Here is a 26,867-nt window from a genome sequence, read left to right as displayed (position 1 = left end):
ACGCCGGGGCCATTGAATAACCGTTGTACGAATTATTCCGGGAGCCCAGCCATTGCCGGTCTGCGAAGGCGCGCGATTTTATCAGGCTTGAGGGGCAGCGGCCATCCTCGCGCCGACGGGCAGGGACATAATCCACGGAAAAAATCCGATATTTCTTATATTGGTACTGCGCAACGCCTCTGTATAAGGTGTAGCGGTAACCGGTTATGGTGATGATCGTGCGAAACTTCCACCGGGCGTGTGAATGTTTTGCCGGGTGCTGTGGTCACAGCCATGCTCAATCTTCTTCACACGGCCTGTTCCAGCCGTTATGTCCGGGAATCTTCCATGCGTTTGTTCAAATTCTTGTCCGTGGGCTGCTTGTCGCTGATCAGCCTGGCGAGCCATGCCGAAACCGTCAATGGCCTTTATCAAGTGCTCGAACCGGTCGCCAGCCAGACGCCGGAGGAGCGCAACCAGGCGACGCTGCGCGCCCTGGATACGTTGGTGCTGCGCCTGACCGGCGACGCCAAGGCGGCCCAGAATCCCGGGTTGGCGGCCATCCGCCAGGACCCGCAACAGATCATTCTTCAATATGGCTACGACGCCGGCCCGCCGGAAAGCCTCAAGGTGGACTTCGACCCGGCGAGCACCGACCGGGCACTGCGCTCGGCAGGCTTGTCGCTGTGGAGCGCGAACCGGCCGTCGATCCTCGGTTGGTGGCTGAACGACTCGGCCGAAGGCTCCAGCCTGGTGGGCGATGGCCAGGCCAGCGCCACGCCGCTGCGGCGTGCTGCGCAGCATCGGGGCCTGGCACTGCACCTGCCGCTGGCGGATTTGAGCGAGCAGATTGTTGCCACCGCGCCGAACCTGGACGGCAGCGACCCGGCACCTTTGCGTGATGCTTCGGAGCGCTACGCGACGGACGCCTTGCTGGCGGTCCATGCCAAGGAGGAGGGCGGACAGTGGCAAGGCACCTGGCGCCTGTGGCTGGGAGACCAGCGCGAACAGGGTACCGCCCAGGGCGCAAATCCTGCGGCCCTGGCCGATGCGGTCATGCTCGCGGTGAGCCAGCGCCTGGCGCCGCGTTTCGTCGCCAAGCCGGGCGTGGCCACCGAGCAACTGCTGGAAGTGCAGGGCATGAACCTGGAGCGTTATGCGGCGCTGGGGCGTTTGCTCGAACCGTTCGGTGGGCAGTTGCAGCGGGTCGAAGGGGAGCGGATCGTCTATAAGGTCAACGGCAGCGCCGAGCAACTGAAGGCGCAATTGGCCCTGGCAAAATTGCAGGAAATTCCAGCAGGCGAGGCTGTAGCGCCGGTGCCTGAAGCGCCGCCCGCAGCCGATGGCTCGGTTCCGGGTGCAACACCTGCGCCTGCACCGGCCGCCAACTTGCGGTTCCGCTGGTAGGTTGTCTTTCTTTATATAGCTAGGAGTGGTTCATGGGCGATACGCGGCGTTGGTTCTGGTGGGGTGGGGTCGCCCTGCTGTTCGCGTTTATCTATCTGCTGCACCCGATCCTCACGCCGTTCCTGGTTGCGTTGCTGTTGGCCTACCTGTTCGACCCGGTGGTGGATCGCCTGGAAAAACTCGGCCTGTCGCGGACATGGGGCGTGGTGACGGTCTTTGCATTGTTCACCTTGATCGTGGTCGCTTTGTTGCTGGTGCTGATCCCGATGCTCGCCAAGCAACTGCTGCGCTTGTACGAATTGGCGCCGCAGATGCTCGACTGGTTGCAGCACAGCGCGGTGCCGTGGGTGCAATCGAAACTGGGGTTGGCCGACGGCTTCTGGAAGTTCGACAAGGTCAAGGCCGCTATCAGCGAGCACATGGGCCAGACCACCGACATTGTCGGCGTGGTGTTGAGCCAGGCCACGGCTTCGAGCCTGGCGCTGATCGGCTGGCTGGCGAACCTGGTGCTGATTCCCGTAGTGGCCTTCTATCTGCTGCGGGACTGGGACTTGATGATGGCGAAGATTCGCAGCCTGCTGCCGCGTCATCGCGAAGAACGCATCATGACCCTGACCGGCGAATGCCATGAAGTGCTGGGGGCGTTCGTGCGCGGGCAACTGCTGGTGATGGTGGCCCTGGGTTTCATCTATGCGGCAGGGCTGATGCTGGTCGGACTGGAACTGGGACTGTTGATTGGCTTGATCGCCGGACTGGCGGCCATCGTCCCGTACATGGGCTTTGTGATCGGTATTGGCGCGGCATTGGTCGCCGGGTTGTTCCAGTTCGGCGGCGACTTGTACCCGATGGTTGGCATCGTGGCGGTGTTCATGGTCGGGCAGGCCTTGGAGGGCATGGTACTCACGCCGCTGTTGGTGGGCGACCGCATTGGCCTGCATCCGGTGGCGGTGATCTTTGCGATCCTGGCGGGGGGCGAGTTGTTCGGCTTCACCGGGGTCCTGCTGGCGCTACCGGTGGCGGCGGTGATCATGGTGCTGGTGCGGCATATGCATGATCTGTACAAGGATTCAGATATCTACAGTGGCGTCGAAGACCCCGACCTATAGGGCAAATCACGGGGCGGAGCGTCAGGGAAACTGACGCTCCGCCCCTTGTCGCTGCAAACCTTTGATTTTGCTCGTGGTCCGGCGCATTGTGCGGTCCGCGTCACGGGTATAAACTTTGCGCACTTTACACAGAGGCCACTAACGGTTCCCGAGGAACTGTTCAGTCAGCATGAAACCGATTCAGCTGCCCCTAGGTGTGCGTCTGCGTGATGACGCCACCTTTATCAATTACTACCCAGGCGCCAATGCCGCTGCACTCGGCTATGTCGAGCGGCTTTGCGAAGCCGACGCCGGCTGGACCGAAAGCCTGATCTATCTATGGGGCAAGGACGGGGTAGGGCGCACGCACCTGTTGCAGGCCGCGTGCCTGCGGTTCGAGCAACTGGGTGAACCGGCGGTGTACCTGCCATTGGCCGAGTTGCTTGATCGCGGTGTCGAAATCCTCGACAACCTTGAACAGTACGAACTGGTGTGCCTGGACGATCTCCAGGCCGTGGCCGGCAAGGCTGACTGGGAAGAGGCGCTGTTCCATCTGTTCAATCGACTGCGCGACAGCGGTCGACGCTTGCTGATCGCCGCCTCGACCTCGCCTCGGGAGCTGCCGGTGAAGCTGGCGGACCTCAAGTCACGTCTGACCCTGGCGCTGATTTTCCAGATGCGCCCGCTGTCCGACGAAGACAAACTCCGTGCCCTGCAGCTGCGCGCTTCCCGTCGCGGCCTGCACCTGACCGACGAAGTCGGGCATTTCATCCTCACCCGCGGCACCCGTAGCATGAGCGCATTGTTCGAGCTGCTCGAACGCCTCGACCAGGCCTCGCTCCAGGCCCAGCGCAAGCTGACTATTCCTTTTTTGAAAGAAACCCTGGGCTGGTAGAACCGGTCCGAATGGTGGCTCTTGGCCTGCTTTGGGCATGGCGAAACCCGCGGTCCTGCTGGGCGGCAGGCCACATGACGTTCAAAATGGGCTTAAGCGCTTAGATGTAAACGTAAAACCGAGAAGTCACATTTGCATCGATTGAATTTGCAAATGAGGTTGATAGAAGGCATAGTCTCGCCATCTTTACTACTTCAGCCACGGTCGTGCCCATGCTAAATCGCTTCGCACCCCTCGTGCCTCTCGCACTCGTTACCCTGTTGTTCGGTTGCGCTGCCCACACTCCGGTGTCCCAGCAAGCGCCCCAGCCACAGGTCCAGAACTCTGTTACTGCCCAGTCTTCCTCCGTTGCGTGCCAGGAAGAAATGGCGTCCGACAAAGAACTCGCAGCCTTCGCCGGCAGCAAGCCTTACCAGCTTCCAGTACTGGCTGACAGTATCCTGGAACGCGGCATGTCGTTGATCGGTACCCGCTACCGTTTTGGCGGTACCTCTGAAGCCGGCTTCGATTGCAGCGGTTTCATCGGTTACCTGTTCCGGGAGGAGGCCGGCATGAACCTGCCGCGTTCCACTCGCGAAATGATCAACGTGAACGCCCCCCTGGTAGCACGCAACCAGCTGGAGCCCGGTGACCTGCTGTTCTTCAGCACCAACGGTCGTCGTGGTCGCGTCAGCCATGCCGGTATCTACCTGGGTGACAACCAGTTCATCCATTCCAGCAGCCGCCGCAGCGGTGGCGTGCGGATCGACAGCCTGGGCGACAGCTACTGGAACAAGACCTTCATCGAAGCCAAGCGCGCCCTCGCCATGGCACCGACTGTGGTCACTGCTCGCAAGTAAGCACACAGTTTGTAAGGCAAACTTAAAGTCTTACTTGAAGTTTGCCATATAGCCGCTAGAATCCTTGATCATTGATTGATGGCAATCCGCCTGCGTACTCCGCAGGCGGATTTGTTTTCATGCCCACGGCAGAAAAGCCGCATCCAGATCAGGATTGTTCTGCATATGTCGACGTCGGCCCGCCTCGCGCTCATTTTCCTCGCCGCACTGCTCAGTGCATGTGCCAGCCGTACCCCGCCGCCAGCACCCGTGCGGGCACCGGTGGTCTTTGCTCCCGCGCAAACCTTTTCCCCAGCGGCTGAAGATGTATTGTTCCGGGCCCTGGGCCTGGTGGGCACGCCTTATCGTTGGGGCGGCAACACGCCGGATTCGGGCTTCGATTGCAGTGGCTTGATCGGTTATGTATACCGCGACGCCGCCGGCATTGCCTTGCCACGGTCCACGCGGGAAATGATCAGCATGCGGGCGCCAGAAGTGGGTAAGGACGCGTTGCAGAGCGGTGACCTGGTGTTCTTCGCCACCAATGGTGGTTCCCAGGTCAGCCACGCCGGGATCTATGTCGGCGAAGGGCGCTTTGTCCATGCGCCGGCCACGGGCGGCACGGTCAAGCTCGACAGCCTGTCCAAGGCTTATTGGCAGAGGGCCTATCTGGGCGCCAAGCGTGTGCTGCAACCGGAGCACCTGGCGCGCAATCCCTGACGATTGAGTTTTTGCGCCGCAGGAGCGCTCGGGGGGGCCGCGAGCTCGCCCCCGCGGGGTGGCGCTCCAGCCCCACGCTTAATGCGGTGGCTACCCAACGGCGGGGGAGCAAGCCCCCTCGCCACGGGGATCGGTTTCAGCCCTGTTTTTTCGACACCCGCCAAATCTTGTTCCCCACATCATCAGCCACCAACAACCCCCCCTGCTTGTCGATCACCACGCCCACTGGCCGGCCTTGGGCTTTTTCGTCGGCGTCCAAGAAACCAGTCAGCACATCCACCGGTTGTCCCACCGGTTTGCCGTCGTTGAACGGTACGAAAATCACTTTATAGCCACTGTGGGGCTTACGGTTCCAGGAACCGTGCTGGCCGATGAAAGCCCCTTCGGTAAACGGGGCGGGCAGGGTGCTGCCCTCAGCGAAGGTCAGGCCCAATGAGGCCGTGTGCGGTCCGACGGCGTAGTCCGGGGCGATGGCCTTCGCCACCAGGGCAGGGTTCTGCGGTTCGACCCGGGCATCGACGTTTTGCCCGTAATAGCTATAAGGCCAGCCATAAAAGGCGCCGTCCTTGACCGAGGTGATGTAGTCCGGCACCAGATCGCTGCCGATCTCGTCCCGCTCGTTCACCGCCGTCCAGAGCGCACCACTGCGCGGTTCCCAAGCCGGGCCGTTGGGGTTGCGCAGGCCTGAGGCGAAAATCCGGTGCTTGCCGCTGGCACGGTCCACTTCCCAAATGGCGGCGCGCCCTTCCTCGGCCTCCATGCCATTTTCCCCGACGTTGCTGTTTGAGCCAGTGGTGACGTACAGCTTGCTGCCGTCGCGGCTGGCAATCACATTTTTAGTCCAATGGTGGTTGAGGGTGCCGCCGGGTAGATCGACGACCTTGGTTGGCTGTGCATTGATTTGCGTGTCACCCTCTTTGTAGGGGAAGCGAATCAACCGGTCGGTATCGGCCACGTACAGGTCATTGCCCACCACGGTCATGCCGAACGGTGAGTTGAGGTTTTCCAGGAACACCGTACGGGTTTCGGCGATGCCGTCGTGGTTGGCGTCGCGTAACAGCGTGATGCGATTGGGGCTGGGCACCCCGGCACCGGCGCGGCCCATGACTTTTTTCATCACCCACCCACGGATGCCCTTGGAATCGTCCGGCTTGGGCGGGGCATTGGTTTCGGCCACCAGCACATCGCCATTGGGCAACACATAGAGCCAGCGCGGATGGTCCAGCCCTTCCGCGAAGGCGCCCACTTGCAGGCCTTGGGCCGGGGTTGGCTTGGCGCCTTGCGGCCAGCCGATGGCTTCGGCGATGTTGACGGTGGGGATCAGGGTCTTGTTCGGTTCGGGCAGTTTCGGTGCAGGGCCAGTGCCGTCGGAGACTTGCAAGGTGGACGATTCGCCACAAGCGACAAGCCCGGCGGCAAGGGCGACGATCAGAAGGTGAGGTGGCTTGAGCATGCTGGCGTCCCTATGAATGCATGTGGTTATTCATAGAGGAGCGTAGACGCGCGATGGTTCAACTGTGGGTAGGCCATCCCGCCAGCCAGGTCCCTGTGATTTTGTGATTGCTGAAAATCCACTGTGGGAGCGAGCTTGCTCGCGATGGCGGTGCATCAGCCTGTGTTGATGTTGACTGGCACACCGCTATCGCGAGCAAGCTCGCTCCCACATGAGGTCACCTCGCGGTTTCTTGCTGAACGAATCAACCATGGGCCTGCTTGAACAGCACCGCGATACCAGGATGGTACTGCCCGGCTTCGTTGCGCAATTTGCGATAGGCGTAAGGGAAGTACCAGGCCACGGCGCAGGTATTTTCTTTCTGCAGGTCGTCGATCATGTCCTGCAGCTCTTCGGGCGTGGCGCTTTGCTGGGCTTTTTGCGGCGAGACGAACAGGCAGCCCAGCTTCAGGTCGCTGGCGTAGCTGATGCGCTTGGCATCGCTGGTGGCTTCGAGCAGCGGTTGGGTCAGGTTCAGGTTGTTGACCTTGGGCCAGCGTTGGGTGGCCTGGATGAAGGCGCGTTCCTCCGTGCTGGCGATGAACAGGTCGGCGCTGACGTTACGTTCGCGTTCTTCGTTCTGCTTGCGGGTCGGGGCGTTCTGCAGCGTGACCATTTCGGCCATCCAGGCAGCGGCCGACAGCAAGCCAAGGTTGGCCCGTTCATCGAACCAGTAGGGCGTGTCGTTATCGCCGCGCACGGCGTTGTAGCGGTCGATACAATCAAACCAGCGTTCCAGCAGCGGGCGCAGGAATTCCAGCTTTGGATTGCTGATGAGCATGCCTTGCATGTTTTTGCCCTCTTGTTCTTGTGATATCGGGTCGTGATGCCTATTTGATATCACTTGCCGTAGCGTGGCACAAGATTGACGTCACTTTATTGATCGTGGCCAATGTTCCGTGCACGAGCCATGGCGGCTTTAATTGACGCTCCACCCCCAACCCTCTAACCTTCGCCGCTTGTTTCAGGTGCTCTGTGACCGCGTTCGACAGAGTGAAACAGGGAAGCCGGTGAGTGCACACGAACCCGGCGCTGCCCCCGCAACGGTAAATGAGTCAACGCTGCGTACAGGCCACTGTGTCGGATGACATGGGAAGGCGCGCAGCCAGGCACCACGCCGCTCATGAGCCCGGAGACCGGCCTGATCCATCCAACGGCATCACGGTGGGCGATGCCAGGCTTGTTGCCGTCTATTTTGTGCCCGCCCGCCGTTATCCAATCCCCTGCGGAGGCTTCCCCATGACCGACTCCCTCATCACCGATACGTCTGATCGCGACGAACGCCACCTGGCGCGCATGCTGCGCAAGAAAGCCGTGATCGACGAGCGCATCGCCAACTCGCCGAACGAATGCGGCTTGCTGCTGGTGCTGACCGGTAACGGCAAGGGCAAGAGCAGTTCTGCGTTTGGCATGCTGGCCAGGGCCATGGGCCACGGCATGCAGTGCGGCGTGGTGCAATTCATCAAGGGCCGCAACAGCACCGGTGAAGAGCTGTTTTTCCGTCGCTTCCCGGAGCAGGTGCGCTTTCACGTCATGGGCGAAGGTTTCACCTGGGAAACCCAGGACCGCCAGCGCGACATCGCCGCCGCTGAAGCCGCCTGGGCCGTATCCCGCCAATTACTCAATGACCCGTCCATTGGCCTGGTAGTGCTCGACGAGTTGAACATTGCCCTCAAGCACGGCTACCTCGACCTCGACCAGGTGCTGAGCGATCTACAGGCTCGTCCGCCGATGCAGCATGTGGTCGTGACCGGTCGCGGCGCCAAGCCCGAGATGATCGAGCTGGCCGACACCGTGACCGAAATGGGCATGATCAAGCACGCGTTCCAGGCGGGCATCAAGGCGCAAAAAGGCGTCGAACTGTGAGCGATGCGGCCATGACCCGCCACTGTCCGGCGGTGCTGATCGCAGCGCCAGCCTCGGGCCAAGGCAAGACCACCGTCACCGCAGCGCTCGCCCGGTTGCATCGTAACCAGGGCCGCAAGGTGCGCGTGTTCAAATGCGGCCCGGACTTTCTCGACCCGATGATCCTGGAGCGGGCCAGCGGCGCGCCGGTCTATCAATTGGACATGTGGATGGTGGGCGAGCAGGAAAGTCGCCGGTTGCTATGGGAAGCCGCTGCTGAAGCGGACCTGATCCTCATCGAAGGGGTGATGGGGCTGTTTGACGGCACCCCGTCCAGCGCCGACCTGGCGCGGCATTTTGGCGTGCCGGTGCTGGCGGTGATCGACGGCACGGCCATGGCCCAGACCTTCGGTGCCCTGGCCTTGGGCCTGGCCCGTTATCAACCGGACCTGCCATTCGCCGGGGTCTTGGCCAACCGGGTCGGCACCTTGCGTCACGCGCAATTGCTCGAAGGCAGCCTGACCGAAGGCCTGCGTTGGTACGGCGCGCTGTCCCGGGAAACCGGCATCGAATTGCCCAGCCGTCATCTCGGCTTGGTCCAGGCCAGCGAGTTGAACGACTTGGACGCGCGCCTCGACGCGGCCGCCGATGCCCTGGCCGGCAGTTGCGAAGTGACACTGCCGCCCGCCGTAGCGTTCGCCGCGCCCGAGGTGGTCGCCGTTGAGCCGTGGCTCGATGGGGTGCGCATCGCCGTGGCCCGTGACGAAGCGTTCGCCTTCACCTATGGCGCAAGCCTTGATCTGCTGCGGGCCATGGGCGCGCAGTTGCGCTTCTTTTCGCCGATCCATGACGGCGAACTGCCCGAGGCGGACAGCCTTTATTTGCCCGGCGGTTATCCGGAGCTGCACCACGTTGCGCTGGCCCGGAATGCGCCGATGCTGGCCGCGATCCGTGCGCACCATGCCGCCAATAAGCCGCTGCTCGCCGAATGCGGCGGTATGTTGTATCTGCTCGATTCACTGACCCACGTCGACGGCGTGCGCGCCGAACTCCTGGGGTTGCTGTCCGGCGATGCGCAGATGCAAAAGCGCTTGGCGGCCCTGGCGTTGCAATCGGTGGATTTGCCGGAAGGCAACCTGCGTGGGCATACCTACCATCACTCCCTGACCAGCACCGAGCTCGAGCCGATTGCCCGTGGCCACAGCCCGAATGGCGGGCGAGGGGCGGAGGCGGTGTTCCGACAGGGGCGGATGACGGCTTCCTATGTGCATTTTTATTTTCCGTCCAATCCGCGGGCGATTGCGGCGTTGTTTGCGCCTGACCTTGAGGCCGCTATCGCGAGCAAGCTCGCTCCCACAGGGGACCCAGTGAGCTCAAGTGCATCGCTAGCCCAAGGGGACCAAGTGATCTCAAGTGCACCGCTAGCCCAAGGGGACCCAGTGATCTCAAGTGCAACGCTAGCCAATGTGGGAGCGAGCTTGCTCGCGAAGAGGCCATGACTGACAACGCCTTTACCCAGGCCGAACGCGAAGCCGTCTACCGCGCCATCGCCGAGCGCCGCGACATGCGCCATTTCAGCGGTGGCACGGTGGAGCCGGCCTTGCTGCGCCGTCTGCTGGAAGCCGCGCACCAGGCCCCCAGCGTCGGCCTGATGCAGCCATGGCGATTCATCCGCATCAGCGATCGCGCCTTGCGTGGGCAGATCCGCCAACGGGTGGAAGAAGAACGCATCCGTACCGCCGAGGCCCTCGGCGAGCGCAGCGACGAGTTCATGAAGCTCAAGGTCGAAGGCATCGACGACTGCGCCGAAGTGCTGGTGGCGGCCTTGATGGAGGATCGCGAGCGGCACATCTTCGGTCGCCGGACCTTGCCGGAAATGGACCTGGCCTCGCTGTCCTGCGCGATCCAGAACCTGTGGCTGGCCTCCCGTGCCGAAGGGTTGGGGATGGGCTGGGTGTCGTTGTTCGAGCCCCAGGCCCTGGCCGACCTGCTGGGGTTGCCCGCCGGGGCCAAGCCGCTGGCGATTCTTTGCCTGGGCCCGGTCGAGGGTTTCTACCCGGCGCCGATGCTCGCCCTGGAAGGGTGGGCGCAACCGCGTCCGCTCAATGAACTGCTGTATGAAAACCGTTGGGGAACGAGCCCATGAGTGTGGCCTTGCTCAGTGCCGCCGCGGTGGCGCTGGATGCGCTGCTGGGCGAGCCCCGGCGCTGGCACCCGCTGGTGGCGTTCGGCGGTTTTGCCGATCGCATCGAACAACGCTTCAACGCCGGCGGACGCGGCTGGCGCAGCCACGGCGTGACGGCGTGGGTCATCGCGGTGGTGCCGTTGACCCTGCTCGCCACGGCCTTGTCGTGGGCGCCGATGGTGGGCTGGTTGGTGGAAATCCTGGCGTTGTACTGTGCCCTCGGCCTGCGCAGCCTCGGTGAACATGTCGAGCCGGTGGCGCGGGCGCTGCGCAGCGGTGATCTGGACGAGGCACGCAAGCGTGTCGGTTACCTGGTCAGTCGCGAGACGGCTGAACTGGATGAAACCGCCGTGGCCCGCGCCGCCACCGAGTCGGTGCTGGAAAACGGCAGCGACGCGGTGTTCGCCGCGTTGTTCTGGTTCGCCGTGGCCGGCGCGCCGGGTGTGGTTTTGTACCGCCTGAGCAATACCCTCGACGCCATGTGGGGCTATCGCAACGAACGCTTCGAGCGCTTCGGCTGGGCGGCGGCCAAGATTGATGACGTACTCAACTACATTCCGGCGCGCCTGGTGGCATTGACCTACGCGCTGCTTGGTAAAACTCGCCTGGCGCTCAGATGCTGGCGCACCCAGGGCCCGACCTGGGACAGCCCCACCGCCGGGCCGGTGATGGCCGCCGGGGCTGGAGCGCTGGGGGTCGAGTTGGGCGGGGCGGCGGTTTACCACGGTGAACTGCACCAACGTCCGCCTTTGGGCGAAGGCGTGCCGGCGAGTGCCGATTCCATTGATCGCGGCTGGCAATTGGTCCAGCGCGGGGTATGGTTGTGGTTGCTGATTCTCTGCCTGGGAGCTGAGTTCTATGCTTGAGCACGGCGGGCGCTTGCGCAACGCAGCCCGGCAATACGGCATTGCCGAGGCCGATTGGCTCGACTTGTCCAGCGGCCTCGCGCCTTGGCCGTTCGACGTTCCGGCGATTCCTTTGCGGGCCTGGGCGCGCCTGCCGGAAACCGATGACGGCTTGGAACAGGCCGCCTGCGATTACTACGGTGCGTTGGACGTGCTGCCGGTGGCCGGTTCGCAGATGGCCATCCAGCTGTTGCCGCGCCTGCGCCGCAGCGGCAAGGTCGGCGTCCTGTCGCCCTGTTACGCCGAGCACGCCGAAGCCTGGCGCCGTAGCGGCTATATCGTGCGCGAGGTGCTGGAGGCGGAAGTGGATTTCTTCCTCGACAGCCTCGACGTGCTGGTGGTGGTCAATCCGAACAACCCCACGGGCCTGAGCCTGGCCCCGGAGCGCTTGCTGGACTGGCATGCCCGCCTGGCCCAGCGCGGTGGCTGGCTGGTAGTAGATGAAGCGTTCATGGACGTCACCCCGGCGCTGAGCCTGGCGGCGCATACCCAGTTGGTCGGGTTGATCGTGCTGCGTTCGTTCGGCAAGTTCTTTGGCCTGGCCGGGGTGCGCCTGGGGTTTGTCTTGGCTGAGCGGCGCTTGCTCAAGTTGCTCGCCGAACAAGTCGGGCCGTGGGTCGTCAGCGGGCCGACCCGGGTGCTGGGCCAGGCGTGCTTGCTGGACACCGACGCCCATGCGCGCCAGCGCCAACGCTGCGAAGCCACCAGCCAACGCCTGGCGCTGTTGCTCGAACGTCACGGCTTCAAGCCTCAGGGCGGTTGCGGATTGTTCCAATGGCTGGTCATCGAACAGGCCCAAGGGCTCCACGATTTCATGGCCCAGCGCGGCATTCTCCTGCGTCTGTTTGTGAATACCAGTAGCCTGCGCTTTGGGCTGCCGGCCGATGACAGCGAATTCCTGCGCCTCGAACAGGCTTTCGAGGCCTACGCCAAGGACAACCGATGACCACAGTGATGGTGCAGGGCACCACGTCCGATGCCGGCAAAAGTACCTTGGTCACGGCTTTGTGCCGCTGGGTCAGGCGCCAGGGTGTCGGTGTGGTGCCGTTCAAGCCACAGAACATGGCCCTCAACAGTGCCGTGACCGCCGACGGCGGCGAAATCGGCCGGGCCCAGGCGGTGCAGGCCCAAGCTGCCGGTCTCGAACCGCACACCGACATGAACCCGGTGCTGCTCAAGCCCAACAGCGATACTGGCGCCCAGGTCATCATTCATGGCCGCGCCGTCACGACCATGAACGCCGTGGCTTATCACGACTACAAAGCCATCGCAATGCAAGCGGTGCTGGCCTCTCATGCGCGCTTGAGCACGGCCTATCCGGTGGTGATGGTGGAAGGCGCCGGCTCGCCGGCGGAGATCAACCTGCGCGCTGGTGACATTGCCAACATGGGCTTTGCCGAGGCGGTGGATTGCCCGGTGCTGCTGATCGCCGATATCAATCGTGGCGGGGTGTTCGCTCATCTGGTGGGCACGCTGGAGCTGCTTTCCCCCAGCGAGCAGGCACGGGTCAAGGGTTTCATCATCAACCGTTTTCGCGGCGACATCGCCTTGCTGCAACCGGGCCTGGACTGGTTGGAAGCGCGCACTGGCAAGCCGGTGATCGGCGTGTTGCCCTACGTGATGGATCTGCACCTGGAAGCCGAGGACGGCCTCGACCGGCGCCAGATCGACAAGGCCGAGCAGGTGCTGAAAGTGGTGGTGCCGGTCTTGCCGCGCATCAGTAACCACACCGATTTCGATCCGCTGCGCCTGCACCCGCAGGTTGACTTGCAATTCATCGGCCCCGGCCAGCCGATCCCGCCGGCTGACCTGATCATCCTGCCTGGTTCGAAAAGCGTGCGCAGCGACCTGGCCTACCTGCGTACCAACGGTTGGGCGACGGCGATCCATCGTCACCTGCGCTACGGCGGCAAGCTGCTGGGCATCTGCGGCGGTTTGCAGATGCTCGGCCAGCAGGTCCACGACCCGCTGGGGCTGGAAGGCGCGGCCGGGTCCAGTGCCGGGTTGGGCCTGTTGGATTTTGAAACGACCCTGGAACACGAGAAGCAGTTGCGCAATGTGCGCGGGCGGCTGGCGTTGGAAGCGGCTGAGGTCAGCGGCTACGAAATCCACGCGGGCGTGACCAGCGGCCCGGCGTTGGAAAATCCGGCGGTGCATCTGGAGGACGGCCGTTGTGACGGTGCCCAGAGCCTCGACGGACAGGTGTTCGGCACCTACCTGCATGGGGTGTTCGAGTCGCCGGCGGCCAGTTGCGCGTTGTTGCGTTGGGCGGGGTTGCAGGATGTGCAGGCGGTGGACTACCACGGGTTGCGCGAGCGAGACATCGAGCGGCTGGCGGATCTGGTGGAGCGGTATCTGGATACCGGGATGTTGCGTGAACTCTGTGGGATCTAGGGGGGTGTACTTGCCTCATCGCGAGCAAGCTCGCTCCCACATTGGATCTCTGATGACCACGGCATTCATGTACACCCTGGACCAGCTGTGGGAGCGAGCCTGCTCGCGAAGAGGCCGGCCGCAACACCGCCAATAAAAGATACCCAATGTTCCAGCATCGGATCTGCGGGTATACATAAGTCCCCTGTGGGAGCGAGCTTGCTCGCGATGGCGCCAGTCGCCACACCGCCAATAAAAGGAATAACCCATGCTGCAACTGATTCTCGGCGGCGCCCGCTCCGGCAAGAGTCGCCTGGCTGAAAAACTCGCCACAGACTCCCAATTGCCCGTGACCTACATCGCCACCAGCCTCCCCCTGGACGGCGAGATGAACGAGCGTATCGCCCAACACCGCACCCGGCGGCCGGTCGAATGGGCGCTGGTGGAGGAACCGTTGGCGCTGGCGCGGGTACTGCAGGAAAACGCCACCAGCGATCGATGTTTGCTGGTGGATTGCCTGACCTTGTGGCTGACCAACCTGCTGATGCTCAACGATCCCGACCGGCTGGTCGCCGAGCGTGAATCGCTGCTGGACAGCCTGCCCGCGTTGCCCGGGGAGATCATTTTTGTCAGCAACGAAACCGGCCTGGGTGTCGTGCCGCTGGGCGAGCTGACGCGCCGTTACGTCGATGAAGCCGGTTGGCTGCATCAAGCCTTGGCCGAACGTTGTCAGCGCGTCGTGCTGACCGTCGCCGGCCTGCCCCTGACTCTCAAAGGTACTGCGTTATGAATCATCGCTGGTGGCTGGACCCGTGCAAGCCCGTCGATACCCAAGCGCTGGAACTGGCCACGGCCCGTCAGCAACAGTTGACCAAACCGGCCGGATCCCTGGGGCGGCTGGATTCGGTGGCGGTGCAACTGGCGGGCCTGCAAAGGCAGGTCAAGCCGAGCCTCGATCATCTGTGGATCGCGATTTTCGCCGGCGACCACGGCGTGGTAACCGAGGGCGTATCGGCCTATCCCCAGGAAGTCACCGGGCAGATGCTGCTCAACTTCGTCAGTGGCGGCGCGGCCATCAGCGTCCTGGCGCGGCAACTGGGCGCGTCCCTGGAAGTGGTGGATCTGGGCACTGTCACGCCTGCGCTGGACTTGCCCGGCGTGCGGCACCTGAACCTCGGGCCGGGCACGGCGAATTTCTCCCAGGGCCCGGCCATGACGGTGAGCCAGGGCGAGCAAGCCTTGCACGCCGGCCGCGACAGTGTGTTGCGTGCCGTCGCGGCCGGGGCGCAATTGTTCATCGGCGGCGAAATGGGCATCGGCAACACCACCGCCGCCAGCGCCCTGGCCTGCGCGTTGCTCGACTGCCCGGTGGCGCACTTGGTGGGGCCAGGCACGGGCTTGGACGCGGCGGGTGTCAGCCGCAAGGCCCAGGTGATCGAACGGGCCCTGGCGTTGCACGCTGCCCAAGGCAACGCCCCGTTGCAGACCCTGTTCAACCTCGGCGGCTTTGAAATCGCCGCGTTGGTTGGTGCGTACCTGGCCTGCGCCCAGCAAGGCGTGGCCGTGCTGGTGGACGGCTTCATCTGCAGTGTCGCGGCCTTGGTGGCGGTGCGCCTCAATCCGGCGTGCCGGCCATGGTTGCTGTTCGGCCATCGCGGCGCCGAACCGGGCCATCGCCACGTGCTGGAAACCCTCGGCGCCGAACCGCTGCTCGACTTGGGCTTGCGCCTGGGCGAGGGCAGTGGCGCGGCGTTGGCGGTACCGCTGTTGCGCCTGGCCTGTGACCTCCACGGGCAGATGGCGACGTTTGCCGAAGCGGCCGTGGCGGATCGCCCGGCATGACCTTGCGCCTGGACCTGCTGCGTCACGGCGAAACCGAATTGGGCGGCGGCTTGCGTGGCAGCCTCGACGACGCCTTGACGGCCAGGGGCTGGGAACAGATGCACGCGGCGGTCGAGCTAGGCGGGCCCTGGGATCGCCTGGTGAGTTCGCCCTTGCAGCGCTGCGCCCGTTTCGCCGAACAACTCGGCGCCCGGCTCAACGTGCCGGTGCACGTGGACAAAGACCTGCAAGAGCTGCATTTCGGCGCCTGGGAAGGGCGTAGCGCGGCGACGTTGATGGACACCGATGCCGAGGCGCTGGGCCGGTTCTGGGCCGATCCCTATGCCTTCACGCCGCCTGAAGGCGAGCCGGTGCTGGCGTTTTCCAGTCGCGTCCTGGCGGCGATCGAACGCCTGCACGCGACCTACGCCGGCCAACGGGTCTTGCTGGTCAGCCACGGCGGCGTGATGCGCCTGCTGTTGGCCCAGGCCCGCGGTTTGCCTCGCGAGCAGCTACTCAATGTCGAAGTCGCTCATGGCGCGCTGTTTTCCCTGACGGTGTCGGCCGGTTCAGTGCTCGAAGAGGTGCTTTGAACATGTTGCCGTTCTGGATCGCCCTGCAATTTCTCAGCAGCCTGCCGGTGCGCCTGCCGGGCATGCCCGAGCCCGAACAACTGGGCCGTTCGCTGCTGTGCTATCCCGTGGTGGGGCTGTTGTTTGGTGTCCTGCTCTGGCTACTCGATGCACTGCTGCTGGGTACACCGTCGCTGCTCCATGCCGCACTGTTACTGACAGCGTGGGTGCTGCTCAGCGGCGGCCTGCACCTCGATGGCCTGGCCGATAGCGCCGACGCCTGGCTCGGCGGTTTCGGTGATCGCGAGCGCACGCTGCTGATCATGAAAGATCCGCGCAGCGGTCCCATCGCGGTGGTCACCCTGGTGTTGGTGCTGTTGCTCAAGTTCACCGCGCTGGTGGCATTGATCGAGCAGGGGCAAACGTCGGCCTTGATCATCGTGCCGGTGCTGGGGCGTGCGGCGTTGCTGGGCCTGTTCCTGACCACGCCTTACGTGCGGGCTGGCGGCCTGGGTCAGGCGCTGGCCGATCATTTGCCTCGGCGCGCAGGATGGTGGGTGTTGGTGGCGTGTGCGTTGGGCTGCGTGCTGGCGACGGGGTGGGCTGCCGCTAGTGCGTTGGCGGTCGCCTTCGCGGTGTTCGTGGGCTTGCGGTGGATGATGCTGCGCAGGCTCGGGGGCTGCACCGGGGATACGGCTGGGGCGTTGGTGGAGGTGCTTGAGGTGGTGGTGTTGGTGGGGGTGGGTTTCTGGTGAGAAACAAAACCCTGGCGCCCCTGTGCAGATAACCACCTGTCAACTCTGACAGTTTCGCCCTATCCAAAAAAAGCGCTTACTTCTCGCCAGTGCAGAACGACGGGAAGCGTCTGGGTAGTGCCCGCTAATAATCGGTCTGCTTTCTCAAGCTGAAGCATCATGGGCGTCCATGGCTTCACGTTAAGAAGACGGAGAGCGACAACATGGCAGGTTCATATAACAAAGAGCAGTCTACCTCGAATGCAAGCGGATCCGGCGGAGCGGGTCCGCGTGACGTCCAGGCGCCGGTTGTGCACCCGGCTCCGCTACCAGGGTTGCCGGTGGGGCTTATTAGCAGGCCAAACCTTGATACGGGTCTGACCACAACAATCACCACCTGGGACGGTGATGACCCGGAAGGTGAGGAGGAGCAAATTCGACTGCAGTGGACCCGGGCGCAGAGTGATGAATGGACGACGTTGGAAGAACGTACTTTTACAAGGGTCGATCCATGGGAGCCGTTGGTTTTTAACATTCCCCCCGATTTCTTGTTGGATCCGGAGCATGAAGGACCTATCGACCTCCGATACCAGCATATGAACCACCTTGGTACCCCAGACGAATCGCCGCGAACGCTCATCCACATCGACAAGACTCCGCCCAATTCTGGCTCCATTCCGGGGAAAATGATATTCGATGTCGAACCGCCGATCACCGATGCAACGTTTGGTACGGATGATTATCTGGAAGCGACAATTCCGCCGTGGACGGGCGACAGAACCGATGTGCGAGTCGCGTACGGCTGGATAAAGGGTGTGCTGCCTGAGGATCCAGCGGATATTGATCTGATCGGTCCGGTGCCCATCGATCTGACTGGCAACAGAGTCGTGCGCATTACCAAGGAAAAGTTCGTGAACGCTGGAGATGGCCTATGCTGCGGCGGTTACGTCTTGCTCGACAAGGCCGGCAATATCAGCTACCTGTCTGAATATGAGCTTATGTCGGTTGCGCTCGGCCCCTTGCCTCCTAAACCCTTGAACGCACCCACGGTGGCGGATGCGACGGGTGGGGAGCTGTTGCGTTCGGATGTTATCGGCGGGCAGGTGCTCGTTAATGTCCCCCGTGTCCCCAATGGCAAGTCAACCGATAGAGTTGTCGTTAAATGGGGCACCAAGGACGTCACGCCGGGAACGCCTCTAGGCGGCAACCCAACGGGCGGGATCAACATCCCCGTGCCTTGGGCGATTCTCTGGACCGAATATGGCAGCACCACGACGGGCGGGAAGGATACGCCAGTTTCCTACACGGTGCTGCGGGGTGCAGAACCTTTTGGCTCAAATGAAGCCACCGTTCGATGCAACTTTTCCGGCACCGGGCCAATCAACCCAGACCCGGATCCCGGCAACGACCTGCTGGAAGCGGTCACGGTTGTGGGCAAGTCGGGTGTCGACAATGAACTGGAGGCCGGCGACGAAAACGAGCCTGTCAAGGCCAAGATCGAACTGGTCGCGCCCTTGACCGATGGCGACACGTATCAAGTCATGTGGAATGGCAACACCATTGGCGATCCCTATGTGATTGACGTCGCTGATGACACGGCGGGGGATATCATCGAGATTGACCTCGATTGGGACACCATCCGTTACGAAGGCCCTAGCGATGCCATGCCGGTCTGGTACGTGTTGACCAACGTGGCCCATGAAAACCCGCAAGAGCCTAAAGAACGCACCGCGGTCAAGATCGATTTCCTGGTGCAAGCCTTGCCCCCAGCCGAACCGCTACACACCGTCAACAACAACCTGACCTGTCTGTCATTGCGTTATGAGGGGGACAAATATGGCTTCCAGTACAGGGTCCCGCCGAGCCGTTTTTTGCAGGTAGGCGACGATGTCGAGGTGGTGTGGAAGGCCTATACGAACTACAGCAACCCGGTGGAGGTACCCAGCGCCGGCAAAACTGTGACGTTCCAGAATGTCACGCAAGAGCAAGTCACCAACGGAATTACGTGGCTCATCGAACCCTACGCGGATCATATCCTGCCCACCTGGTCGAGATCTTTCCCGTTAGGCAAAGGCGAAGTGAGCTACAGGATAATCGGAAAAGGTTATCGGCCTACACCCAGCGATAACCGGGTGGGACTATCCCAGGGCGAGACCAGCTGCAACGTGCCGCCGCCTAAGAATTCGTGAGCGGGGGGCACTCAGGGATGCCAGACGGAAAATGGAAGTGCCAAATACGGGTCATGTAGGCTGCAATGCATAGGGAAACTGTGGTGAGGGAGCACGCTCCCTCGCCATTTGCAGCTGCTTGACGGATCGGCGTGAGACCGGCCGGCGAGCGTACCTTTTGGCTTGTTCATCGTTTGTGCCGGTGGGTTTCGGAATAATCCTACATATCCCGGTGTCGGCGTTCTGTAGTCTGCGCGCCTTTCTACATCCGATCACAGGTGGCTGTATGTCCTTGCCTAAATCCTTTTCGCTGCACCCGTTGTTCCGAGCGTTGACGCTGCTGTCCATATCACCTTTATTGCTAGTCGCTGAGGTGGCGTACGCAAGGGTTCTCAACCCTGGGGAGGTAGTAAACATCGACAGTGCCACCGCGCCCGATGAATATGTGTTGAATGGCGAATCGACATTAAATGCCGATGGTGCCCAGACCCGGGATATCACCGTCAACCATTCAACCTTGAATCTCACGGGTACCAATGTCCAGGCAACGGGCAACCATGGCGTTCTGTTGAACGCCGGTCGGGCGAACATTGGCAACAGTCATATTACGAGCGACCGGATAGGGCTGGTGGTCAGTCGTGACGCTGCGGGTAACCAAGGTTCTACCGCGACTGTGAGCGACAGCACCATTATCGGGGGAACCACTGGCGTTTCGGTCACGGCTTTGAGTGACGTGACGTTGCTGCGAACCACCGTCATGGGCACCGGCGCCAATGCTAAAGGTCTGCGTTTGTTTGGCGGTGCCGCCACCGCCATCGACAGTGCGATTATCGGTACCAAGGATGGGATCGAAATCGGTGTTGATCCAGGCATGGTTACTCCCTCGACTCTGAACCTGGACGGTACTCATGTCGAAGGCCTCGACGGCTCGGCAATCGTCGTCGGGGGAGCAAGCATCGCCAATATCTCCGTGGCCAACGGCTCCACGTTGTCGGCCAGCAATGGCATCCTGATGGACGTGCGCAATGGTGCCGAGGGCAATTTGAATGTCAGCGGCAGCACACTGGTTGGCGATATCGTCGCGGACGACAGCAGCACCGCCAATGTGTTGCTCGAAAACGCCGCGACCCTGACCGGGAATCTGCAGAACGTGCGGGACCTGGGTATCAGCAGTAACGCTCGGTGGGTGATGGTCGGTGACGGCGAGGTCGAGAACCTGGTCATGAATGGCGGCTCTGTCCAGTTTGGTAACCCGGGCGAGTTTTTCAAATTGAACGTAGGCACGTTGTCGGGCGATGGCGGTACGTTCTACATGCACACCGATTTCAAGACCGGACAGGTCGATACCCTGACGGTAACCGGCACGGCCACCGGCAACCACACCATAGCCATTGACGCCAGTGGTTCAGAACCCGTAGGTGCCGGCTCCATCGCGGTGGTGAAGATTGGCGGCGGCGATGCGACGTTTGCTTTGGCCGGTGGGGAAGTCGACCTGGGGGCTTATTCATACGATTTGATCAAACAAGGCAATGACGCCTGGTACCTCAATACCCTCACGCGCACGATCAGCCCGGGCACCCGTTCGGTAATCGCGCTGTTCAACGCTGCCCCAACCGTCTGGTATGGCGAACTCAGCACCTTGCGCAGCCGCATGGGTGAAGTGCGCATGAACCCTGGCCAGAGCGGTGGCTGGATTCGCGCCTACGGCAACAAGTTCAATGTCAGCGCAAATTCCGGTGTCGCTTACCAGCAAGTGCAGCAAGGTTTGTCGTTTGGTGCGGATGCGCCGTTGCCAGTGGGCGACGGCCAATGGTTGGTCGGTGTGTTGGGTGGCTTCAGCAAGTCGGACCTTGACCTGAGCCGTGGCACCAGCGCAACGATCAACAGTTACTATTTGGGTGCCTATACCACATGGCTGGATGAGCAGAGCGGCTATTACTTCGACGGCGTGCTCAAGTTCAACCGCTTCCAGAATGAGTCCGATGTGCAGTTGAGCGATGGCAAGAAAACCAAGGGGGATTACGACAGTCATGGCGTCGGTGGCTCCCTGGAATTCGGCCGGCACATCAAGTTGGCGGACGACTATTTCGTTGAGCCGTTCACTCAGTTGTCGGGTGTGGTCATCGAGGGCAAAGACTACAAGCTGGACAATGGTCTCTCTGCCGAAGGGAGTCGGTCGCACTCTCTGTTGGCCAAGGCCGGTGCGACCGTCGGACGGGATTTCATCTGGGGTGAAAAGGTTGTACAGCCCTATATCCGTGCTGCTTATGTACACGAATTTGCCAACAATAACGACGTACGGGTCAACAACAACCGCTTCAACAACGACCTTTCGGGTTCCCGGGGTGAGTTGGGTACCGGTGTTGCCATGACCCTGACCGACAAGGTCTCGATTCATGCCGATTTCGATTACAGCAATGGTAATAAGATCGAACAACCGTGGGGTGCCAATGTGGGCGTGCGCTATCTCTGGTAGGTAGTGGTGACTGAGGCGGGCAGGCATGCCGGGAACTGATCGCCGGGTGCTACGCCACTCGCGGGATTGGAGTGTTCATTAGCGTTCCGCCCCCCAGCCTTGCTGGGGGGTTAATGTTCAGCGATGGAGAACATGAACAATGTCATCGACCAAGTCCACCGAGCTCCCGCCCACTATGACTGCGCCCTGGACCGAGCCCGAACCGTTGGCGGATGTTCCTGGCGGCGAGCCGAATCTACTGCACCGTTCGGCCTGGAGCGATCCGGCCAACCCGCTGAAGGTCATGCTTGAGCCCTGGTACGATGAGGATCCGCCGGGCGGTCCCTACACCGAGCGGGTCGATGTTTTCCTGGGTGACAACGAGAGCAATATCATTGGGTTCCAAGAATGGAGCCTGCCCATGGATCCGGATGATTACTACGTACCGATCAGTGCCGAGCGGCTGCCTTCCGGGACGCATGCGCTCAGTTTCATCATGACCAACTTTCTGGGTACGCCGGCGCGATCACATCCATTTACTGTCACTGTCGATAAAACCCCTCCCGTACTGGCCACCACCAGCGAACTGGAATTCCCACGCGAAGTCCTCCCCCCTAACAAACTCACTGCTCACTACCTTGAGCAAAACAATGATGAATTAAAGGCAAATCTCCCGGGATACACCGACCCCCGACCCTGGGATCGGATCACCTGGTACTGGGGACGTTCGCCGGGCAATCAGGATCAGGGTGGTGTCATCGAGCTGGATGACCAGAACTATGCCAATCCCATCGTCGTTACGATCTCGGCTGATTTGATACAGGACCGGGGTGATGGCTTACGGTATGTGTGGTATCAGGTAGAGGATCGGGCGGGTAATCCGAGCCGGACTTCGGCGTCGGTTGAGCTGGATGTTGCCGCCACGCCGATCCCCCGTGTTTTGCCTTGGCCTTCCGTTGAGAGGGCCACGGGAACCGGGGAGCAGCAAACCTTGGATCCTGTGCTATTTGAGTCCGGAGCGGTGGTGGTCATACCCGCTGATGCGGTCATTTATCCTGGGGAGAAGGTCTGGGTACAGTGGGGGGAGCCTGGCTCCGTGGGGGCCTGTCGGACAGATCAGGAAATATCGGCAGGTTCGCGTCGTTATGCAGTCCCCATGCGCTCGATTGCCGCGTATATCGGTAAGCGCTTGCCGTTGTCTTATAGCGTCACTGTCAGCGAGGACGAGGTATTACCCTCTCAAACGCGGACGCTGAATGTACTGGAGGTAGACAGTACCCATTTTCCAACCGTCCAATGCCAAGAGGCTTTCGGTGGGCAATTGAGCTTTAGAGATGTTCCGTCCAATGGAGCGCAATTGAGGCTGGATCCATGGAAATTGGCGACGACGGACCAGAGAATCTGGATCAGCATGGCGGGGAATATCTCGTCGGGGCCGATTGAGCATTTTGCGATCAACGGGAGCAAGGTGACTCAGGCGCAAGTCGACCATGGGGTGCGGAGCGTGATCGTACCGAAAACTTTTCTGGAGAGGCTGACACGCAATAGGCCGTTAACGGGAAAGGTCTACGTCAGTTTCGATGGCGGGGAAAAGCCGATCTTTCCCAATTTTCCGCCGTTGAATTTGACACTGGTTGACTGAGCGTCGGGGTTCGAGGGCTGGGCTATAAATGAAAAACTCCCGCAGGGTGAGCTGCGGGAGTTTTAGGGTTATTTGAAATTGTTATCTGATTGTTCTCGTCATGCTATGCGAATCTCTCAATTGTCACTGGGGAAACGTAGGAGAACGAGGGGGAGTTATAGAGCCTGTGGGGGTTTTGGGATCAATACGCGGGATGTTCCATAAACTAATCAGTTCGGGGAGAGATTTTCTACCGTCAGCACTATTACTACGGATATTGTTCCCTCTCGACCCAGCCGCACCACTGGTACTGGTACTAGTACTGGTCCTACTTAGTCTAGCTGTGCCAGTCGCACCACTGGCACTGGTGCTACCTCGCCCAGTTATGCCAGTCGCAGCACTGATACTATTTTTATTTAGCCCAGCCGTACTGCCTCTTTTGGTCACGCTTATTAAAACAGGCTCAAAACCTGCACTCGCCTCAGCCGCAGCCTTAGCAGCCACAGCCGCCCTCGCCATAGCAATCCCAACCCCTGCCAGCAATCCGCCAACTGTGCCCACGGCGGTGCCAACAGCAGATAAGGTTTCGTTTTCCGTGACTGTGCCATAAACCTGCAGTCCCAAGCCCGCCGCCTGAAGACCTATCCCGGCCCATCCGGCTACGAATGCTGTTACACCGATGGTAGCCGGTGCGCTCCAGGGCATCGCCACGACAGAGACAACCAGGAACAATGCCGCCAGGCCTACGCCGATCCATTGAGCGATACCAGTACCAGGCTTTTTCGGTTGTGGGATCGGATCTTGATACCCAGGATAAGGATCTCGATAAGGCGTAACACCCTGGGAGCGATGGCCGCTGGGGTCTCGCCAGGCAATCGGGTTACCCAGGCAATAGCCGTAAGGGTTCAAGCCCCCGGCCCCGAATGGGCTGAATGAATCGGGGCTGTGGAAACGCATCAGCCCTGGGTCGTAGGCGCGGTAGCCGCGGCCCAGCAAATACCAACCGATCAAGGCTTCGCGCACTTCCCCGGCAAAGGCCAGCAACCCCTTCAGGCCGTTATCTTCACGGCGCTCGCCGTAAGCGCTGTAAGCGGTTTCATGCAACCCGTCAACACGATTTTCACCCAAGACGTTGTGGGCGGTGTCGGTCAGCAGCAGTAGGGTTTGATCGGTGCTATGGGCTGTTTGTTGAGCCAAGGGGCGATCACCCTCATATAAAAACTGGGTCAGCACATCGTTTTGCAAGGTGTAGCTGAGTTGAAACCCCTCGTAGAAACGCAAGGTCTCCGGTTCGCCGTCATGGCGTACCCCAACCAGTTGGTCATGGGCGTCATAGCGGTAATTGATCAACGAGGCTGCGTCGTCGGCGCTGCGCACTTCCAGCAGGCGACCCAAGGGGTCATAGCGCAGCCGCCGACCTTGGCCATCATTGAGTTGATGGCCGTCGGCATCATAATCAAAGGCTTGTGACGATGGATAAGCGGGGTGGCTGTGGCTGACCTCCCTGAGCTGGCATTTGTCATCTTCGTCATAGGTGAAGCGCGCGCTGTCGGTGCTACCGTCGGCAAAATAGGTGGTTCGACGTTCGATGTTGTCCAGGGCGTCAAAGCGAAACACCTGCTCGGTCATGGCATTGCCGTACTGATCGGTCGGCAGCGCTTCGCCGACGCAGCGGTGTCGAGTCAGGCGGTTACGTGTGTCGTATTCAAACGCTTCTTCCAGCAGCACCAGGCCGGCTTTTTCCAGGCGACGGCTGCGTAATTGATCATCGTCCTGCCAAACCAGGGACAAAACCCGGTCTGCCTCGCCGTCCACTTTCAGGGTGCGCTGGATTTCGCGGCCGTGTTCATCGTACGCCAGCTCGGTGACCAGGCGCTGGTCGCTGGCCCGGTTGATCGTGGTGCTGCGTTCGAGCAGGCCGTCGAAATTGTAAGTGAATTCGGCTTCGAGGCCGTCGGCTCCACCCTGGCTGACATGCCGCAGTCTGCCTGCTGTGTCGTATTGGTACTGGGTGGGGGCGGCGCCGTCATCTTCACGACGCAGTTGCCTACCCTGCAACGAGGTGGCGTGAAAGGTTTTCTTATCCACGCCGTTGCTGCGCCAGCGCTCCGAGGCCAGGGCGCCTTCGAGCGTGTACTCATAGTCACGTTGACCCTGGTCGTTGATCGCCTGGGTGATGGCGGCGCTCAACGGGTCATATTCATAGGTGGACTCGGGGCCCTCGGCCAGTCTGATAACCGACGGCTGTTGGCTCAGGGCCAGATTGTAGCCGTAGGTCAGCGTCTGGTTGCCGGGCGTGATCCGTTGATGAATCTGTACGTGCCCGCCTTCGTAGCGGTAGCGTTCAGTGCGCGGACCCACCGTGCGCTCGGTCAGGCGTTCAAGATCGTCAAATTGTTGTGTGCCGGCAACCAGGGAAGGGTGCGCGCTATTGGCGGGTGTGACCTGCAGGCGCGTGGGCAACTCACTGATGCTGTGCTCGGCGAAGGTACGTTCGACACTGTCGCCGTTCGGTAGCACGGTGCGCAGTACGCGGCCCCAGGCGTCGTATACGTATTCGGTGGTCCGTTGTAGAGACTCCAATGCTTCGCGCTGCGGATTTCTCAGCGTTTCGATCTCGCGAATGCACTGTCCATAGCCGTCGTAGACGTAGTCGCGGCTGCCCGCCGTGTTGTCTTGGGCGTCCAGGCGCCGGACCTTGTCGGGGCTGTCGAACAGGTTGTAGTGGGTCTCGCTTCTTTGTACGTGCACGTCGGGTCGTTCGGCATGTTCCTGCCACGTGCAAATGACCAGCCGGTTGTTGTCGAATCGGCGCTCGCTGACCTGGGCGACGCCGTCGGGGCCGGTGGTTCTGCAGACTTCGCCCCAATCGTCATAGGCCAGTTGGCTGGTCAAGGGCAGGGGCGTGTCGTCGAGCCAGTCGTAGACTGTTTCGCTGATCTGGCGTCCGAGAGCGTCGTGCACGGCGGTATAGGGTTGGCGCCAGACCAGGCTGCCGCTGGGGCCTTGCCGTTGACGTTGTTCTTCGACCACCCGGTTGCCGCCATCGAACAATGTCCGAGTCTTGACGCCCTTGACGTTGGTGAGCACCTGTTCGGCTTGCTGGCCGTCCGTTGACGCCAAGCTGTAGCTGAATTGTCGGCCAGCCTCGACGGGAGTATCCAATGCCACGCGTTCTTCCAATAACCGGCCAAGGACGTCGTACCGATAGGACGACTTGACGCCATCGAAATCCTCTCTCCAGACGATTTCGCCATCGAATCGGGAGGCCCGTGTGGTGGTGACCTGGTGGCTGCCATTGTATCCGGTCAGGGTTTCTATCGTTTGGTGCAGAGTCCTGGCGCCAAGTTCTCCGTCGGCCTGGCTGTATCGCCAACTGACGGTGGCGGTTTTGCCCTTGCCTTCATTGTCGTAGAGCGTTTCTTCCTGGCGATCCGGGCGGCCGTGCAGCAAAGGCTTGTCGGTCATATCGAGATAGAAGCGACGGGTACTTTGCAGCGTTGTTTCAGCAATGGCCCCGACTTGGCTTAGCGCTTCGTGGCTTACCACCAGGAAGTCTTCCGCCAGGCTATTGTCCAGCGGCGGCAGTTCCCTATAGCGATACCGGGTGCGCAAGACCGGCGCCTGACCCTCGTGCCCTTCGGCCGGGTGCACCGTTTGGCAACGCAGATTGCGAACGAAACCGTGCGGGTCGGCGGGGCAATGCACGTCACCGTCGTCATCGACGTAGCCGTCGACCGGGTAGTATTCGTAGTCCGTGGTTATACCGTTGGGCTGGCGCTCTTGCAGCAG

21 protein-coding genes and 1 riboswitch are annotated in these 26,867 nt (G+C 61.5%); of the genes, 18 read left to right on the top strand and 3 right to left on the bottom strand.

Features of this window, described 5'->3' with window-relative positions; genetic code table 11:
* Positions 1-327 precede the first annotated feature (327 nt).
* From HGO40_RS18500 to HGO40_RS18480, 5 genes are all read left to right on the top strand, one after another.
* Entirely contained in the window at positions 328-1,386 is a 1,059-nt protein-coding gene (locus tag HGO40_RS18500) for a DUF2066 domain-containing protein (RefSeq protein WP_250964188.1), read from the top strand.
* Between the two features lie 32 nt (positions 1,387-1,418).
* Positions 1,419-2,492 (top strand): AI-2E family transporter, encoded by a 1,074-nt coding sequence (locus tag HGO40_RS18495; RefSeq protein ID WP_250964187.1) that lies wholly within the window; start codon positions 1,419-1,421, stop codon positions 2,490-2,492.
* Positions 2,493-2,661: 169 nt separating this feature from the next.
* Positions 2,662-3,366 carry a DnaA regulatory inactivator Hda gene (hda, locus tag HGO40_RS18490; RefSeq protein WP_003178999.1) on the top strand — a complete coding sequence of 235 codons (705 nt, stop codon included), beginning with the start codon at positions 2,662-2,664 and terminating at the stop codon, positions 3,364-3,366.
* Positions 3,367-3,578: 212 nt separating this feature from the next.
* The gene (locus tag HGO40_RS18485; RefSeq protein ID WP_250964186.1) at positions 3,579-4,205 is read left to right on the top strand and encodes a C40 family peptidase; all 627 of its coding nucleotides are present in this window, start codon (positions 3,579-3,581) and stop codon (positions 4,203-4,205) included.
* Between the two features lie 165 nt (positions 4,206-4,370).
* Positions 4,371-4,904, top strand: coding sequence for a C40 family peptidase (locus tag HGO40_RS18480; RefSeq protein WP_250964185.1), 534 nt, complete (start codon positions 4,371-4,373; stop codon positions 4,902-4,904).
* A gap of 136 nt (positions 4,905-5,040) precedes the next feature.
* Here HGO40_RS18480 and HGO40_RS18475 read toward each other — a convergent pair whose 3' ends face one another.
* Together HGO40_RS18475 and HGO40_RS18470 are read right to left on the bottom strand one after the other, a co-directional pair.
* The gene (locus HGO40_RS18475) at positions 5,041-6,357 is read right to left on the bottom strand and encodes a PQQ-dependent sugar dehydrogenase (protein WP_250964184.1); all 1,317 of its coding nucleotides are present in this window, start codon (positions 6,355-6,357) and stop codon (positions 5,041-5,043) included.
* Positions 6,358-6,601: 244 nt separating this feature from the next.
* Entirely contained in the window at positions 6,602-7,186 is a 585-nt protein-coding gene (locus HGO40_RS18470; protein WP_250964183.1) for a hypothetical protein, read from the bottom strand.
* A gap of 159 nt (positions 7,187-7,345) precedes the next feature.
* Positions 7,346-7,555: riboswitch (cobalamin riboswitch) on the top strand.
* Between the two features lie 80 nt (positions 7,556-7,635).
* Here HGO40_RS18470 and cobO point away from each other — a divergent pair.
* From cobO to HGO40_RS18405, 13 genes are all read left to right on the top strand, one after another.
* A complete protein-coding gene (cobO, locus tag HGO40_RS18465) occupies positions 7,636-8,262 on the top strand; it encodes a cob(I)yrinic acid a,c-diamide adenosyltransferase (protein ID WP_284739158.1) in 627 nt (208 codons plus the stop codon).
* An 11-nt stretch (positions 8,263-8,273) separates the two neighbouring features.
* Positions 8,274-9,740 carry a cobyrinic acid a,c-diamide synthase CobB gene (locus HGO40_RS18460; protein ID WP_250964182.1) on the top strand — a complete coding sequence of 489 codons (1,467 nt, stop codon included), beginning with the start codon at positions 8,274-8,276 and terminating at the stop codon, positions 9,738-9,740.
* Positions 9,737-10,387, top strand: a complete 651-nt coding sequence (gene bluB / locus HGO40_RS18455) for a 5,6-dimethylbenzimidazole synthase (RefSeq protein ID WP_250964181.1) — start codon at positions 9,737-9,739, stop codon at positions 10,385-10,387. Before HGO40_RS18460 ends, bluB begins: the two co-directional genes overlap by 4 nt.
* Positions 10,384-11,292, top strand: a complete 909-nt coding sequence (gene cbiB, locus HGO40_RS18450; protein ID WP_250964180.1) for an adenosylcobinamide-phosphate synthase CbiB — start codon at positions 10,384-10,386, stop codon at positions 11,290-11,292. The genes bluB and cbiB overlap by 4 nt, the downstream gene beginning before the upstream one ends.
* Positions 11,285-12,277 (top strand): threonine-phosphate decarboxylase CobD, encoded by a 993-nt coding sequence (gene cobD / locus HGO40_RS18445; RefSeq protein WP_250964179.1) that lies wholly within the window; start codon positions 11,285-11,287, stop codon positions 12,275-12,277. The genes cbiB and cobD overlap by 8 nt, the downstream gene beginning before the upstream one ends.
* Positions 12,274-13,725, top strand: a complete 1,452-nt coding sequence (locus HGO40_RS18440) for a cobyric acid synthase (RefSeq protein WP_250964178.1) — start codon at positions 12,274-12,276, stop codon at positions 13,723-13,725. The genes cobD and HGO40_RS18440 overlap by 4 nt, the downstream gene beginning before the upstream one ends.
* A 247-nt stretch (positions 13,726-13,972) precedes the next feature.
* Entirely contained in the window at positions 13,973-14,494 is a 522-nt protein-coding gene (gene cobU / locus HGO40_RS18435; protein ID WP_250964177.1) for a bifunctional adenosylcobinamide kinase/adenosylcobinamide-phosphate guanylyltransferase, read from the top strand.
* Positions 14,491-15,546: a nicotinate-nucleotide--dimethylbenzimidazole phosphoribosyltransferase gene (gene cobT / locus HGO40_RS18430; protein WP_250964176.1), complete on the top strand. Its 1,056-nt coding sequence runs from the start codon at positions 14,491-14,493 to the stop codon at positions 15,544-15,546. Before cobU ends, cobT begins: the two co-directional genes overlap by 4 nt.
* Complete coding sequence (gene cobC / locus HGO40_RS18425) at positions 15,543-16,118, top strand: alpha-ribazole phosphatase family protein (protein WP_250964175.1); 576 nt, start codon at positions 15,543-15,545, stop codon at positions 16,116-16,118. The genes cobT and cobC overlap by 4 nt, the downstream gene beginning before the upstream one ends.
* Positions 16,119-16,120: 2 nt before the next feature.
* Positions 16,121-16,852, top strand: a complete 732-nt coding sequence (locus tag HGO40_RS18420) for an adenosylcobinamide-GDP ribazoletransferase (RefSeq protein ID WP_250964174.1) — start codon at positions 16,121-16,123, stop codon at positions 16,850-16,852.
* Between the two features lie 203 nt (positions 16,853-17,055).
* The gene (locus tag HGO40_RS18415) at positions 17,056-19,020 is read left to right on the top strand and encodes a hypothetical protein (RefSeq protein ID WP_250964173.1); all 1,965 of its coding nucleotides are present in this window, start codon (positions 17,056-17,058) and stop codon (positions 19,018-19,020) included.
* Between the two features lie 265 nt (positions 19,021-19,285).
* Positions 19,286-21,475 carry an autotransporter outer membrane beta-barrel domain-containing protein gene (locus tag HGO40_RS18410; RefSeq protein ID WP_250964172.1) on the top strand — a complete coding sequence of 730 codons (2,190 nt, stop codon included), beginning with the start codon at positions 19,286-19,288 and terminating at the stop codon, positions 21,473-21,475.
* Between the two features lie 139 nt (positions 21,476-21,614).
* Complete coding sequence (locus HGO40_RS18405; RefSeq protein ID WP_250964171.1) at positions 21,615-23,096, top strand: Ig-like domain-containing protein; 1,482 nt, start codon at positions 21,615-21,617, stop codon at positions 23,094-23,096.
* 123 nt (positions 23,097-23,219) lie between these two features.
* Here the strand turns inward: HGO40_RS18405 and HGO40_RS18400 are convergent, their stop codons facing one another.
* Entirely contained in the window at positions 23,220-26,690 is a 3,471-nt protein-coding gene (locus HGO40_RS18400; RefSeq protein ID WP_250964170.1) for an RHS repeat-associated core domain-containing protein, read from the bottom strand.
* Positions 26,691-26,867: the final 177 nt, after the last annotated feature.

This window comes from Pseudomonas sp. CG7 (assembly GCF_023701885.1).
GTDB classification, from domain to species: domain Bacteria; phylum Pseudomonadota; class Gammaproteobacteria; order Pseudomonadales; family Pseudomonadaceae; genus Aquipseudomonas; species Aquipseudomonas zanjanensis.
The sequence above is the reverse complement of the archived record's forward strand: the minus strand, read 5'-3'. Positions and strand labels throughout refer to the sequence as shown.

Coding starts and splice junctions, on each gene's coding strand:
- HGO40_RS18500 (WP_250964188.1), top strand. CDS start 328: ATGCGTTTGTTCAAATTCTTGTCCGTGGGCTGCTTGTCGCTGATCAGC.
- HGO40_RS18495 (WP_250964187.1), top strand. CDS start 1,419: ATGGGCGATACGCGGCGTTGGTTCTGGTGGGGTGGGGTCGCCCTGCTG.
- hda (WP_003178999.1), top strand. CDS start 2,662: ATGAAACCGATTCAGCTGCCCCTAGGTGTGCGTCTGCGTGATGACGCC.
- HGO40_RS18485 (WP_250964186.1), top strand. CDS start 3,579: ATGCTAAATCGCTTCGCACCCCTCGTGCCTCTCGCACTCGTTACCCTG.
- HGO40_RS18480 (WP_250964185.1), top strand. CDS start 4,371: ATGTCGACGTCGGCCCGCCTCGCGCTCATTTTCCTCGCCGCACTGCTC.
- HGO40_RS18475 (WP_250964184.1), bottom strand. CDS start 6,357: ATGCTCAAGCCACCTCACCTTCTGATCGTCGCCCTTGCCGCCGGGCTT.
- HGO40_RS18470 (WP_250964183.1), bottom strand. CDS start 7,186: ATGCAAGGCATGCTCATCAGCAATCCAAAGCTGGAATTCCTGCGCCCG.
- cobO (WP_284739158.1), top strand. CDS start 7,636: ATGACCGACTCCCTCATCACCGATACGTCTGATCGCGACGAACGCCAC.
- HGO40_RS18460 (WP_250964182.1), top strand. CDS start 8,274: ATGACCCGCCACTGTCCGGCGGTGCTGATCGCAGCGCCAGCCTCGGGC.
- bluB (WP_250964181.1), top strand. CDS start 9,737: ATGACTGACAACGCCTTTACCCAGGCCGAACGCGAAGCCGTCTACCGC.
- cbiB (WP_250964180.1), top strand. CDS start 10,384: ATGAGTGTGGCCTTGCTCAGTGCCGCCGCGGTGGCGCTGGATGCGCTG.
- cobD (WP_250964179.1), top strand. CDS start 11,285: ATGCTTGAGCACGGCGGGCGCTTGCGCAACGCAGCCCGGCAATACGGC.
- HGO40_RS18440 (WP_250964178.1), top strand. CDS start 12,274: ATGACCACAGTGATGGTGCAGGGCACCACGTCCGATGCCGGCAAAAGT.
- cobU (WP_250964177.1), top strand. CDS start 13,973: ATGCTGCAACTGATTCTCGGCGGCGCCCGCTCCGGCAAGAGTCGCCTG.
- cobT (WP_250964176.1), top strand. CDS start 14,491: ATGAATCATCGCTGGTGGCTGGACCCGTGCAAGCCCGTCGATACCCAA.
- cobC (WP_250964175.1), top strand. CDS start 15,543: ATGACCTTGCGCCTGGACCTGCTGCGTCACGGCGAAACCGAATTGGGC.
- HGO40_RS18420 (WP_250964174.1), top strand. CDS start 16,121: ATGTTGCCGTTCTGGATCGCCCTGCAATTTCTCAGCAGCCTGCCGGTG.
- HGO40_RS18415 (WP_250964173.1), top strand. CDS start 17,056: ATGGCAGGTTCATATAACAAAGAGCAGTCTACCTCGAATGCAAGCGGA.
- HGO40_RS18410 (WP_250964172.1), top strand. CDS start 19,286: ATGTCCTTGCCTAAATCCTTTTCGCTGCACCCGTTGTTCCGAGCGTTG.
- HGO40_RS18405 (WP_250964171.1), top strand. CDS start 21,615: ATGTCATCGACCAAGTCCACCGAGCTCCCGCCCACTATGACTGCGCCC.